This is a genomic window from Bacillus sp. FSL R9-9492 (assembly GCF_038007365.1).
Taxonomy (GTDB): domain Bacteria; phylum Bacillota; class Bacilli; order Bacillales; family Bacillaceae_G; genus Bacillus_A; species Bacillus_A mycoides.
This window is the reverse complement of record NZ_JBBOXC010000001.1, coordinates 702,312-715,530: the sequence shown is the minus strand read 5'-3', so window position 1 is coordinate 715,530 and position 13,219 is coordinate 702,312. Positions and strand designations below refer to the sequence as shown.

At 35.4% G+C, this 13,219-nt stretch carries 13 protein-coding genes and 2 pseudogenes; 3 read left to right on the top strand and 12 right to left on the bottom strand.

Annotated elements, in window-relative coordinates:
• Positions 1 to 54: 54 nt before the first annotated feature.
• Both MKY70_RS03480 and MKY70_RS03475 read left to right on the top strand, forming a co-directional pair.
• On the top strand, positions 55 to 732 hold the full coding sequence (locus tag MKY70_RS03480) for a response regulator transcription factor (RefSeq protein WP_131247602.1): 678 nt from the start codon (positions 55 to 57) through the stop codon (positions 730 to 732).
• A gap of 11 nt (positions 733 to 743) precedes the next feature.
• On the top strand, positions 744 to 2,114 hold the full coding sequence (locus MKY70_RS03475; protein ID WP_341023199.1) for a sensor histidine kinase: 1,371 nt from the start codon (positions 744 to 746) through the stop codon (positions 2,112 to 2,114).
• A gap of 38 nt (positions 2,115 to 2,152) precedes the next feature.
• Here MKY70_RS03475 and MKY70_RS03470 read toward each other — a convergent pair whose 3' ends face one another.
• Positions 2,153 to 2,677, bottom strand: coding sequence for a dihydrofolate reductase family protein (locus MKY70_RS03470; RefSeq protein ID WP_341023196.1), 525 nt, complete (start codon positions 2,675 to 2,677; stop codon positions 2,153 to 2,155).
• Between the two features lie 65 nt (positions 2,678 to 2,742).
• Between MKY70_RS03470 and MKY70_RS03465 the strand changes: the two genes are divergently transcribed.
• A complete protein-coding gene (locus MKY70_RS03465) occupies positions 2,743 to 3,738 on the top strand; it encodes a helix-turn-helix transcriptional regulator (protein WP_341023193.1) in 996 nt (331 codons plus the stop codon).
• Between the two features lie 42 nt (positions 3,739 to 3,780).
• On the opposite strand, the gene MKY70_RS03460 is transcribed toward MKY70_RS03465, so the two are convergent.
• The 11 genes and pseudogenes from MKY70_RS03460 to MKY70_RS03410 form a co-directional block, all read right to left on the bottom strand.
• Positions 3,781 to 5,205, bottom strand: a complete 1,425-nt coding sequence (locus tag MKY70_RS03460; RefSeq protein WP_341074457.1) for an anti-sigma factor — start codon at positions 5,203 to 5,205, stop codon at positions 3,781 to 3,783.
• Complete coding sequence (locus tag MKY70_RS03455; protein WP_341023188.1) at positions 5,171 to 5,728, bottom strand: RNA polymerase sigma factor; 558 nt, start codon at positions 5,726 to 5,728, stop codon at positions 5,171 to 5,173. Before MKY70_RS03455 ends, MKY70_RS03460 begins: the two co-directional genes overlap by 35 nt.
• A 179-nt stretch (positions 5,729 to 5,907) precedes the next feature.
• Positions 5,908 to 6,093: pseudogene (locus tag MKY70_RS03450) on the bottom strand (HIT family protein); the annotation flags it as partial.
• A 153-nt stretch (positions 6,094 to 6,246) separates the two neighbouring features.
• A pseudogene (locus MKY70_RS03445) lies at positions 6,247 to 6,495 on the bottom strand (HIT family protein); the annotation flags it as partial.
• Between the two features lie 62 nt (positions 6,496 to 6,557).
• Complete coding sequence (locus tag MKY70_RS03440; protein WP_088031297.1) at positions 6,558 to 6,935, bottom strand: OsmC family protein; 378 nt, start codon at positions 6,933 to 6,935, stop codon at positions 6,558 to 6,560.
• Positions 6,910 to 8,337, bottom strand: coding sequence for an amino acid permease (locus tag MKY70_RS03435; protein WP_088031298.1), 1,428 nt, complete (start codon positions 8,335 to 8,337; stop codon positions 6,910 to 6,912). The genes MKY70_RS03440 and MKY70_RS03435 overlap by 26 nt, the downstream gene beginning before the upstream one ends.
• 205 nt (positions 8,338 to 8,542) lie before the next feature.
• Positions 8,543 to 9,187 (bottom strand): amino acid ABC transporter permease, encoded by a 645-nt coding sequence (locus MKY70_RS03430; protein ID WP_341023186.1) that lies wholly within the window; start codon positions 9,185 to 9,187, stop codon positions 8,543 to 8,545.
• Positions 9,188 to 9,844 carry an amino acid ABC transporter permease gene (locus MKY70_RS03425; protein ID WP_341023183.1) on the bottom strand — a complete coding sequence of 219 codons (657 nt, stop codon included), beginning with the start codon at positions 9,842 to 9,844 and terminating at the stop codon, positions 9,188 to 9,190.
• 133 nt (positions 9,845 to 9,977) lie between these two features.
• Positions 9,978 to 10,808, bottom strand: a complete 831-nt coding sequence (glnH, locus tag MKY70_RS03420) for a glutamine ABC transporter substrate-binding protein GlnH (RefSeq protein WP_341074456.1) — start codon at positions 10,806 to 10,808, stop codon at positions 9,978 to 9,980.
• A 12-nt stretch (positions 10,809 to 10,820) separates the two neighbouring features.
• Complete coding sequence (locus MKY70_RS03415) at positions 10,821 to 11,549, bottom strand: amino acid ABC transporter ATP-binding protein (RefSeq protein ID WP_070140869.1); 729 nt, start codon at positions 11,547 to 11,549, stop codon at positions 10,821 to 10,823.
• 137 nt (positions 11,550 to 11,686) lie between these two features.
• Complete coding sequence (locus MKY70_RS03410) at positions 11,687 to 13,147, bottom strand: alanine/glycine:cation symporter family protein (protein ID WP_193656196.1); 1,461 nt, start codon at positions 13,145 to 13,147, stop codon at positions 11,687 to 11,689.
• Between the last annotated feature and the right edge of the window lie 72 nt (positions 13,148 to 13,219).

The following is a 13,219-nucleotide window of genomic DNA, read 5'->3' as shown; positions in this document are numbered from 1 at the left end:
CTTCATGATTTTGACTTACAATTTAAGTAATAACTACAAATGCGGAGGTACTCTATGATCGATATACTACTCGTAGATGATGAACCGAGAATGCTTGAATTATTAACGCTTTATCTTACTCCAATCGGATATAACTGCGTATGTGCAGCATCCGGAGAAGAAGCTATTTCACATATAGAAAATCGAAACTTCAAATTTGTTTTACTCGATATTATGATGCCAAAGATGGACGGGTGGGAAACTTGCAAAAGAATTCGATCATTTAGTAACGTTCCTATCATTATGGTAACTGCTCGTGATCAGACGGTAGATGTCGTTCAAGGGTTAAAACTTGGAGCAGATGATTACGTGACGAAACCATTCCACGAAGAGGAGCTCTTCGCAAGAATTGAAGCTGTTTTACGCCGAACCAATCAACATGCACAAATCCAATATCACGGCATTTTATGGGATGAGGCCAAGCATTTCATTTCTGTCCATAATGAAGAACTTCTTCTCACCCCAATCGAATTCTCTTTACTCGGATTATTTTTACGTCATGTGAACTACGTATTAAGCCGTGATCAGCTCATTGAACGAATTTGGGGATTAAATACAAATACAGAAGATAGAACAGTCGATTCACATATTCGTAATTTACGTGATAAATTACGAAAAGTAAATTTCCCCATTGATCACCATTTAAAAACTGTTTACGGAGTAGGATATCGATGGATTGATACCCTAGATTAAGGAGCAAAACGATGAAGCGAATTTCTATTCAACTCGGATTTTATTTTCTAATTGTTACACTTTTAATCGAAAGTGTTCTATTTGTCTTGCTCTATTATAGCCTTGTAAACAATAGAGTAAATGAAGAAATGACTGCTTTATTAAAGCGTGGAAATAGTCACCGAGATGTCCTTGAAAAATATTTTGACAGGCAAACAATCTCCCATGTTGCTTTAATGGAATCCGAAGCTGAAACAACTGTTATTATTACAAATGCAAATAAGGAAATACTAGCTAAATCCAATGAAATAAATACTACTATAAAAAAACATATTGAAGGAATGCAAACACGAACAGATCATGATGGAGCAATTATAGAGAATCATTGGAAAACATCTAATTATATATGTACAGTTAGCCCAATTGTAGTAGCAGGAAAAACGGAAGGCTATGTATATATGTTTCTCGGGACGGAATCAATCGAAGAAATGGTTAACGGGCTCACACGGCAATTCATTATCGCTGGAGTCATTACTTTCCTATTAACAGCCATCACCATTTTTCTATTATCACGTTTGTTAACAAAACCATTGTTACACATGAAACAAGCGACTGAAAAAATGAGTAAGGGCGATTTATCCGTTTCATTAACAACTACTCGAAATGACGAAATTGGTGAACTAGCACAATCTATCCAAACTCTCGCAAATGATTTACATTACATGAAAACAGAGCGAAGTGAATTTCTAGCAAGTGTTGCTCACGAATTACGAACACCTTTAACATACGTAAGAGGTTACGCGGACATTGCTTTAAAAGAAACCACATCTCCTGAACAACGTTTACGATATTTATCTATTATAAAAGATGAGTCTGATTACATTACAAACTTAGTTCAAGATTTGTTTTCACTTGCACAAATGGAACAACATAACTTTTTCATTCAAGTACAGGAAGTGCATTTACACACCTTCCTTACTCGCATCACTGAAAAAATAAATGTGATGTACGGAGAAAAACAAATTAAAGTTGTTTTCACATGTCCTTCCTCACTCTTAGTAAAGCTAGATGAGCAACGCTTTGAACAAGTTATGGCTAACATTTTAAATAACGCGTATAGACATTCAAAAGAACATTCTCATATTAATATTTCTGTTACAGAAGAACATAAACATATTTCCATCAAAATTAAGGACAAGGGAGAAGGTATTCCCCCTGAAGACCTCCCTCACATTTTCGATCGCTTTTACCGTGTTGATAAAGCGCGCTCTAGAGCTACAGGAGGCACTGGTTTAGGGCTCTCCATCGTAAAAGAAATCGTAGAACTACACGGCGGGAATATTACTGTCACAAGTGAAATTGATCACGGATCTTGCTTTACAATTTCATTGCCATCTATATAGAAACACGACTATCATCAATAGTCGTGTTTTCTTATCCTTTAGGACTTTACTTTATAATATAAATTTACGAATTGGCCAAAACGTTTCGTATCCGTTAAAGTTAAATGAATTTCCGGGTTCTTTTCTTTAAATAACGGAACTCCAGAACCTAATATGTGAGGTGTAATCGTAACAACATATTCATCAATTAAATTATTCTTAAAAAATCCTTTCAGTAGACTCCCTCCACCGACCATCCATATTTTAGATCCTTCCTGCTCTTTCAACCTTTTTGTAAACTCTAATACATCTTCATTTACAAACTCTACATGTTCGTTTGAACCTTTTTCTGAATTAGAAAAAACATAACATTTTTTATCTAGGTACGGGAATGTTTCCGTATGCTCTACCACATAATCGTACGTTCTCTTTCCCATAATTATCGTATCAATTGTTTCGTACATTTCTGTATAACCGTTGTCTCCCTCACCTTCTGTTTCCATTAACCACTCTAAATCATCATCTTCTTTCGCGATAAATCCATCTAAGCTCGCTGCAATAAATAAAACAATTTCACGTGACATATCTTTTCCTCCTTACAGCTTCTATTGATAAAATCATCTTATAAGCACTATACTAACCATAAAACATGACAACTTATGTCATGTTAAAAAAGAAAAAGGTGATATCCTTGTCAAAAGCAAAACGTTTACTAGACATTCTTATATTTGCTTCTGCAAAAAAAACATTTACAGCTCAAGAAATAGCTGATGAATTTAATATTTCCGTTCGTACGGTCCATAGATATATTTTAGATTTAAGTGATATGGGATTACCCATTTACGCTGAACAAGGTCGTAATGGAGGATATAAAGTATTAACAAGCAGCATGCTTCCCCCCATTTTATTTACCGAAGAAGAAGCGGTCTCCATCTTTTTTGCTTTCCAATCTTTAAGCTACTATCGTAACTTGCCTTTTAATACAGAAATCAATTCTGTTACTCATAAACTGTATAGCTCTCTACAAAATGATGCGAAAGCTAAAGTTGATAAAATACGTTCTTATATCGCTTTTTGGAATCCGAAAAGAACAATTGAGACAACTTTTTTAAACGAAGTATTAACAGCGGCTATTGAAAATAAAAACTTACACTTTCAATACGAGTCTAAATCGGGGATTAAAACGAAACATGTTCATCCTATCGGTGTATACGCTCATGATGGTCTATGGTACTTACCATCCTATGACTTCAGCAGAAAAAAAGTATTACTGTATCGCGTTGATCGTATTCTTTCTATATTATCAACAGAAGAAAATAAAGATACGTTCATGAATTTAGAAGAATGGTTTGCCTCTAGCTCTAACGTAGTGCATATTCCTACCCAGTTACATGTCTCATTAACAGCCGAAGGCGTGCGCCAATGTAAAAGCGTTCCTTATCTCGAAGAATTCGTGGTAATAAACGAAGACGGGACAGGATATATACATTCAACAATTGATAAAGGTGAAATTAACTTTATTACCCCTTTATTTTATAGACTTGGAAAAGATGCACGAATTTTAGAACCGAAAGAATTGATAGATGGTTTACGTATGCGTGCGAAAGAAGTTTTACATATGTATGGAAACGAAAAAAGCTGCTAAATATAAGCAGCTTTTTTTGTCTATTTGTCCCTATTCTGTTTACTATTGACGAATATCGAACCACCAACGATTTTTCTCATTCATATTCTCAGTGCCGCCAAACCCACTGTAATGGAAGGCATCGAGGAAGATTGAATCTAGTTTATCCTCATCTACAAAATAACCTAAGTTAACTTTCATCGTTTGTCCTGGTGAGATACTGCCAATATTGTAAAAGCTTTTCCCATCTCCGTGAGGTTCTAAATAATCAACTTCGCCCGTCATAATATTTTTCTCTGCAATTCCATCTTCTTTAGCGTAGTTCCATGCATTACCTTCAGATTTAAGCAGTTTTATAGATGGATGCATATAGATTTCTTCTGTCGACTTTGTACCAATATTTTTCACTGTCGTTGTCAGGTAGACAAATTTAGGATGAACTAATTTTGACTCTACTAATTTATCAATTGAATCTTTACCATTTCCAACTTTATATTTATCCCGTCTATATGGTATCAATTGTCCTGCTTGATCCAAAGCTTGATTCTCGCTTAGTCTCCCTAATCCCATTTCATTAAAGTTTTCTTGCTTAAAGTCTTTGATTGAATCAAAAACTTCAACTTTTTCTATCACATATTCAATTTGGCTGTTATCCATAGATACCGTTACTGGAACCTTTTGTCCTATATGAAATAGTCGTTTGCTATCTTTTTTCAAAGGAATAACCTTAGTTTTTTTAGGTTCATCTGCTTGGCTAAAATACTTTTTATCATAATCTGCTATATGTGATGCCTTTTCTTTTGATGTGGGCTCAAGTGAAATGTTCCCTAACACATCCATCATTTGTTGTTCGTTTATATCGTTTCCAATATAACTTTGTAGCATAATTCCCTCTTCCTCAAAATAGAGAAAAATCACTCTATTAAACATTAAATCTTTATTACCAGTTTCTCTATGGACAATTACTGCCTTCTTACCATTTATCTCTTTTTCTTCATAACTTTTCGAGTACAAAGTTGGAAAATCTGAATTCCCTCCTACTCTCCAAAGAGCGAATGAAAATCCACCCATTGCGTAGTTATCTTTAAATGAATATTTCATAGCAGAGTCATCAATTGCTTCCATATTTTCTGGTAATTTATCGATTTTCAACTTATACCACTTATTAATCTTTTTCGATTCCTTATTCGTTACTGAAACATTTACTTCGTAATTTTGTTTTTGAACAATCATATTATAGACTTTTACTGCACCAAAAACAGTTGTCGGCATACCAATCAATAAGCAGGCAGCAGCGATTAACATATGGTTTCTTTTACGCTTTGTCTGTGGTCGCTCGCCTTTCAGCTTCATTTCCTCCATGAACAATTTCTTTTTGCGCGTATATGTATGTGAAAATTCATGTTGTTCATCCAGTTTATCAAAATCATCTAAAGCAATTTTTTCAGCAAGTTCATATATTTCTTTGGAGTTCTTTGAATTCGTCATGTTGTATACCTCCTATAATATTTTGGATTCGTTTTCGAGCGCGTTCAAACTGCTTGCGGGCATTAGCCTCGGTTATTCCCATAACACTTGAAATCTCTTGATACGTTAAGTTATAGAAGACTTTATACTTAAACACCTGTCTGTTAGATTCACTTAATTCTGTTAGCAATGTATCAATTTGAACCTCAGACATTTTACGTTTTTCCCACTCTTCAATATTTTCATCTACTGCTTCTATTGATTCTCTTTCATATTCTTCTAAAAATGTTTCATGTCGTTTATTTTTCCGGTAACTATCAATCGCCTTGTTTTTCGCAATCCTCAAAATATACCGTTTAAGCTCTTCAGTGTTCAAACCATGGAGCTTTTTCAAATTCTTATAAAGTGTAATAAACGTCTCTTGAACCGCATCTTCAGCTTGCTGAATATTATTTAAAATAGAATAAGCTACATAATAAATTTTTTGCTCATACAACTCGTATAGCTCTTCCATCTTTTCGTAATCTTTGTTTGTAACTTTCATATAATTCCTCCTCTCATTCTATATAACGAATGAGCGATATACTTTGTGACACTGCAGAATTCTTTAATAGAGAAAATTGAATAATAGAATAAAGAAAAGCCCAATTTCTCTATTTTAACTGAGAAATTGGGCTTTTTAATATTAGAATTTTCCTGACTGTCCCCTTAAGAAAACCCCTCTTACGCCTTTTCGCTATGTATTATTTTCTCTATTGCTTCTTTTAATAAATTCTTTGTCTCTTCAAAGTTATGATTCTGCTGTTCTCCTGGCTGCACCGTATAAAACTCAGCAAACGAACGCTCTTTATATCTCGGCACAACATGCATGTGATAATGAGTTAACTCGTTAAAGATTCCACCATTTTGATAAAGTGAAACTTTAATCAGTGGGGGTTTTGTTCATCCCCCACTGATTATTAGTTGAACCAATCGGGCTTTTACGGGCAGTTGGATTACCAACTAACTTCTTTGTTTTCACTGAATTTTGAGGTAGGGGATCTTACTGCCCGTTAATGCGGGGCAAATTGTAACTCCGTCTGGTTTATATAATAACTTAATAGCCTTTGAAATAAGCTTAGAAGCATCCATAATCGCTTTTGCTACAACATCCTCTAATTCGTCTACTTCTACAACATGTTGCTTTGGCACAATTAAAGTATGACCTAAATAGAAAGGTTCATGATCTAAAAAACATGTTACATAGTCATCTTCATATATTTTATATATAATTTCTTCTTCGTTGGCTAATTTACATCCTAAACATTCCATCACACTTTCCCCTCTCTCTAAAACATAAAAACGTGAGAGCTATATTCTCACGCTTTTATATTTCACTTTATTAGTTCAATTGTTTCCGTAACTTTTATACTATCCTTTACCGATTGAACAATCGTGCAATTTTTCACTGCAAGTTGCAGCGCCTTGTCCAACTGCTCTTCTGTAATGTTTTGCGCTTTAATTTTATAGTGCAAATGAACACTTTCAACTGGTTTTGATAAAGCTTCACTTCTACCAATTTCAGTTTCAATTGTAAACGTATCGTATGTAATACGTTTCTTTTCTAAAATTGTTCGAAAGACAATTGCACTACATCCTGCGATAGAAGAGATTAGTAATTGTAACGGTGAATATCCGTTTTCTTTTCCAATCGCTAATTGACCGTACGATAAGTCTGCTTTTATATCATCGTGTTTGATTGTTAGTTTCATTTGTTTTTTCCATCTCCACTTTCATCGGTTTCTGCCTTTTCTTACTCATATAATAATATATATAGCAGAAAATGATAAATGGAATACCACAATATAACGCCATTCTTTGTTCTGGAATAAACGCTAAACTAATAACAACGATGCTATTTGTAATTAAAGCTAAAATTGGAACAAGCGGGTATAGTGGTGTTCTGTACTTTAAATCCTCTAATTTTCCTCCGCCTTTTAAATACTGACTTCTAAAGCGAAGTTGTGATAAAGCAATAATGATCCAACTTGAAACAGCCGATAAACCAGCTATAGATAATAAGTACATATATACTGTATCTTCTGCAAGGAAACTTGTTAATAAAGATAACGCCGCTACAGCAATCGTTACGACTAACGCTGTAATCGGAATACCACGTTTATTTACTTTCTTGAAAGAAGTTGGTGCCATTCCTTCATTTGCAAGTGACCATAGTATACGCGTTGCTGCATATAACCCTGAGTTCGCTACAGATAGAAGAGCTGTAATAATAACGAAGTTCATAATATCAGCTGCATATGGAATACCGATTTTATCAAATACAACTACGAATGGGCTTTCAATTATCCCTGCTTCTTTCCAAGAAATTAACCCTACTAAAATTGTCATTGTTAAAATGAAGAATAACATAATGCGCCATACTGTATTACGAATCGCACGTGGAATTGTTTTTTCAGGATTCTGACTCTCCCCTGCTGCAATCCCGATTAACTCTGTTCCTTGGAAGGAAAAGTTAACTGTAATCATCGTAAGAAGCACTGCAGCTAGTCCATTTGGGAATAGCCCACCATCACTTACAAAGTTAGAGAAAAGAGGCGCTGCTTCTTTTCCATCGTATGGTAAGAATCCTAGTAATGCGCTACCACCAAGTAGAATGAATGCAATAATTGTAACTACTTTAATACTAGAGAACCAAAACTCTAATTCAGCATAACTCTTCGCTGATATTGCATTTGAAGCATATAAAATAACTCCGAATACGAGACACCATACCCAAACATCAACATTCGGAAACCATCTTTTCATCATTAAACCGATCGATGTTAATTCTAATCCTACTGTTACTGCCCATCCAATCCAGTATAGCCAACCGATCATAAATCCAGTTCCTGGTCCAATAAACTTCGTCGCATACTTTTGGAAAGATCCTGAAACTGGCATTGCTACCGTTAGCTCTCCAAGACAAAGCATTGTTAAATACATAATAAATCCGCCCACTAAATATGAAAGGATGGCTCCCCCTGGTCCAGCCTGATTAATGGTGTAACCTGAACCTAGAAAAAAACCAGTTCCGATTACACCACCTAGTGCGATCATAAATAAATGTCTACTCTTCATCGTACGATGTAATTGCTCATTTGTTGTTTGCTGCATCTTAATCCTCCCCCTACAAGTACCCCTATCTCTTTTTAAAATTTTCTGATAATAAAAATATACACGAAAGCGATTACAATTTCTATATAAAATTAAAACTTTTCTGATAAAACAATATAAAAATTCAAATATTAAGAGCTTGTAATACTAATTTGAGGAAAAAAAGGATTTATAAGGAAAAAACTCTTACATTTTTTTGTAAGAGTTAACGTATTTCTAATCTTCTAGATAAAATTGATAAACCGTAGTTTACAACAAAATACATACAGGCTGCTAGTATAAATGTCGGAATCATATAATTTACATTCTGTCCGCTAATAATTTGAGCATTATGCATAAGCTCCGGCAATGATATAACAACAGCTAGTGACGTATCCTTTAATAATGAAATAAATTGGCTAACAAGCGGCGGCACCATTCTTCTCAACGCTTGCGGTAAAATAATGCTCCAAATCGTTTGGACATATGTTAATCCTGACGAGCGCGCCGCTTCAATTTGTCCTTTTTCGATAGATAATAGACCACTTCGAACAATTTCAGATATCATCGCCGCTTCAAATATCGTTAAAGCAACAATTGCAGCCGTTATAATCTCTAATTTCAACCCTGCCTCAGGAAGTGCAAAATACGTAAAAAATATAATTAAAAGAAGTGGTAAATTTCGAATGACCTCCACAATAAATCCTAGTATTGGTGAGATGATTGGTATTTTTGTATAGCGCAATATTCCTATTACACTACCAATAATAAAGCTAAGTACAATTGCTATGAGCGCTACCTCTAACGTTATGAGTAATCCTTTTAATAAAAAGAGGATATGATCACCTGTTATCGCTCCTTTAAAATCCATTTATACCGCCTCCTTTGCCAAGCGTTTTTCTAAATAACGCACTAGCATACTGAGCGGAATTGTTAATATTAAATAAAACATCCCGACAAATATATAAACATCGAACGTAACAAATGTCTTCGTTGAAATTAAGTCTCCTTGATACATTAAATCCGTTCCAGCAATAATTCCAAGTATTGATGAGTTTTTAACTAAATTGAGAAATTGATTTCCTAGAGGAGGGATTACGATTTTCATCGCTTGAGGTAAAACAATATAATACATCGCTTGTACGTATGTTAGCCCTGAAGAGCGTGCTGCTTCCATTTGACCTTTCGCGACTGATAAAATACCAGCACGAATTACTTCCGCAATAAAAGCCGCTGTATAAACTGTAAGCGCAACTGTCCCTGCTACAAAACCATTGAAAGTAATTCCTATTACAGGCAAAGCAAAATAGAAAATGAATGCAATTAATACGAGTGGAATATTTCTAACAAACTCTACAAAGGCGGATCCGATCCAATTCAAAATACGAATAGGTGCAATGCGTATCACTGCCATAATAATCCCTAAAACAAAACTTCCTATTAGCGCAATAACACTAGACATTACCGTATATTTAAATCCTTCTAAATACATATCAATGTTGTTTGTCAAAATAGAAAAATCAGGCAAATACAATCACCTCTTTCTTTATAAGAAGAGGATGAGCATCCCTCATCCTCTCATTCTTACTATTTATCCCGATTGGTGTAGACTAATAATCAGTAGGGGGATGAACCCTCCCCCTACTGATTAAAGTTTCACTTTATTTTTCTTGCTTTTGGCCGATCCATTTTTCATATAATTTATCGTATTCCCCATTCGCCTTCATATCTTTTAGCAAGCTATTAATCTCTTTCGTTAAATCATCCACACCTTTTTGAACTGCAATTCCGTACGGTTCATCCGTAAATTTTTTCCCTACAACTTCATAATTAGAATCTTGTTTTGCCATTCCATAAAGAATCGCATTATCTGTCGTTAAAACATCGCCTTTACCTGCTTTCAACGCTGTAAATGCCTCACTATAATTCTCAAACTCTAATACTGTTGCTTCTGGTGATTTTTGACGGATGTTGTTTGTAGACGTTGAGCCTTTTACAGCCAATACTTTAACTCCTTGTTTCACATCATCAATACTTTTAATATTGCTTCCTTTCTTCACAAGTAACGATTGCCCCGCTTTAAAATATACATCTGAAAAATCCACTTCTTTTTTACGCTCTTCCGTAATTGTCATTGTCGCAATAATGGCATCAATATCACCATTTTTCAGCATTGGAATACGTGTTTTAGACGTTACTTCTTTCAGCTCTAGCTTCTTTTCATCACCAAGAATTTTTTTCGCAAGCGCCTTCGCGATATCAATATCGAATCCTTCTACCTGCCCTGTTGAAGGATTTTTTAATCCAAATAAATTCGTATCATTCTTCACCCCGACTACTAATTTCCCGCGCTTCTTAATTTGTTCGACAGCCCCGCCCTGCTTCGTATTTGTTTCTTTCGCCTCGTCTTTTTTACTTCCACATCCAGCGACAACAAGCACGAATAAGCATGAAAATACAATTAAAGTAAACAGCTTTTTCATTTTAAGCATGAAATTCCTCCTTTAATGATTTAACACCCGACTTAAAAACAAACGAGCTCTTTCTTGTTCAGGATTCGCAAAGAATTGTGCTGGCGTTGTATCTTCAATAATTTGACCTTCATCCATAAATAAAATCCTATCTGCTACCTCACGTGCAAATCCCATCTCATGTGTGACAACAACCATCGTCATGCCTTCTTTGGCCAGTGCTTTCATAACATCAAGTACTTCTCCGATCATCTCTGGATCAAGAGCAGACGTTGGCTCATCAAATAACATAATTTTTGGCTGCATCGCAAGCCCTCTTGCAATTGCTACCCTTTGCTGTTGTCCTCCAGATAGTTGATGTGGATATACACTAGCCTTCTCCGGAATTCCTACTTTCTCTAAATAAAACATCGCTGTTTTCTCCGCTTCTTCTTTTGAAACTTTACTTACTTTAATTGGTGCTAGTGTAATATTTTGAAGCACCGTTTTATGTGGGTATAAATAAAAGTGTTGAAAAACCATCCCAATATTTCGGCGCAACTCATTCATATCTGTTTTCATATTGTGTACTTCCATGTCTTGTACTATTAACTCTCCATCCGTAATAGTTTCTAATTGATTTATGCATCGTAGCAGTGTGCTTTTTCCTGATCCTGAAGGACCAACGACCACCACCACTTCCCCCTTTTGAACTTGCAAATTAATATTCTTTAAAACTTGAAAGTCACCATAATATTTATTTACATTACGAAATTCAATCACCCTACTCCCCCCTTCCTCTAACAAAGCATGTACATTCTTTTTATATTCAAAAATAGGCAAAAAAATAACTTTCATCTACATTTTGTCCATAAAAAAAAAGCAAAGGGATTCCCCTTTGCTCTTTCATTCCTATTCTATTAAGATACTTCTTCTTTTTTATCTTTTCCGTATTCATGCTCCCAGAAATCTGCATTTTTAATTCCTAACGACTGCGGATCGAATACTGGATCTTTTCCTTCTTTTTTCTGCTTTTCATAATCCTTTAATGCAATCAATGCCGGTTTTTGTAATAATAAAATCGCAATAATGTTAACCCATGCCATAATTCCTACACCAATATCTCCTAAAGCCCATGCTGTTTCAGCTGTTTTTACACAACCGTAGAATACAACTCCTAAGAATACAAACTTTAGTACGATAGACATCCAAGGGCGGTCTTTATCACGGTTTAAGTAAGCTATATTCGTTTCTGCAATGTAGTAATAAGCCATAATTGTTGTGAATGCGAAGAATAGTAGAGAGATTGCGACGAAACCGTTTCCAAATCCAGGGAAAACAGATTCTACCGCTGCCTGTGTATAACCAGGACCTGGCTGTGCACCATTTAATTTATTGACGATAAAGTTTTTTCCGCTTGCATCAAATACGTTATACATGCCTGTAATAATCATCATAAATGCTGTTGCTGAACAAACAAATAATGTATCAATGTAAACGGAAAAGGCTTGTACTAACCCTTGTTTAGCTGGATGCGATACTTCAGCAGCAGCTGCTGCATGGGCCCCAGTTCCTTGCCCTGCTTCATTGGAATAAATACCACGTTTTACACCCCAAGAAATTGCTAAACCGATAATCCCACCAAAAGCAGCTTCTAATGCAAATGCACTTTTTAAAATTAACATAAAAGCATCTGGTAATTTTTCAATATTCATACCTACAATTACACAAGCTACTAAAATATAACCAAGCGCCATAAACGGTACTACAACTTGCGCTACGTTAACAATTCGCTTAACTCCACCAAAAATAATAAGTGCTAATGCCGCTACTAATACCGCTCCTGATACAGAAGTATTAATGCCAAAAGCTGTTTCTAAACTTACAGCAATACTATTCGCCTGAACACCTGGAAGCAGCATCCCCGTCGCAAGAATCGTTGCTGCGACGAACACTAATGCGTACCATTTAACACCTAGTCCTTTTTCAATGTAATAAGCAGGACCACCGCGGAATTGCCCTTGATGCTTCGTCTTATATATTTGTGCAAGTGTCGATTCTACATATGCAGAACCAGCTCCTAGAAAGGCTACTGCCCACATCCAAAATACAGCCCCTGGACCACCAAAGGCAACAGCCGTTGCAACACCGGCAATATTTCCCGTTCCAACGCGCCCTGATAACGAAAGTGCTAACGCCTGGAACGAAGAAACACCAGCATCAGATTTCTCCCCCTTAAATGTAAGCTTCACCATTTCTCCTACATGTCGTACTTGTAAAAACCTCGTTCTAATGGAAAAATATAGACCTACTCCTAAACATAAATAGACAAGTGCGGGACTCCAAACAATATTATTTATCCAACTTACGATAGCTTCCAATACTCCTCTACCTCCTTTTATAAGAATTTTCAGAATATATAAAAATTATAAATGTATACCGAATCTATGACA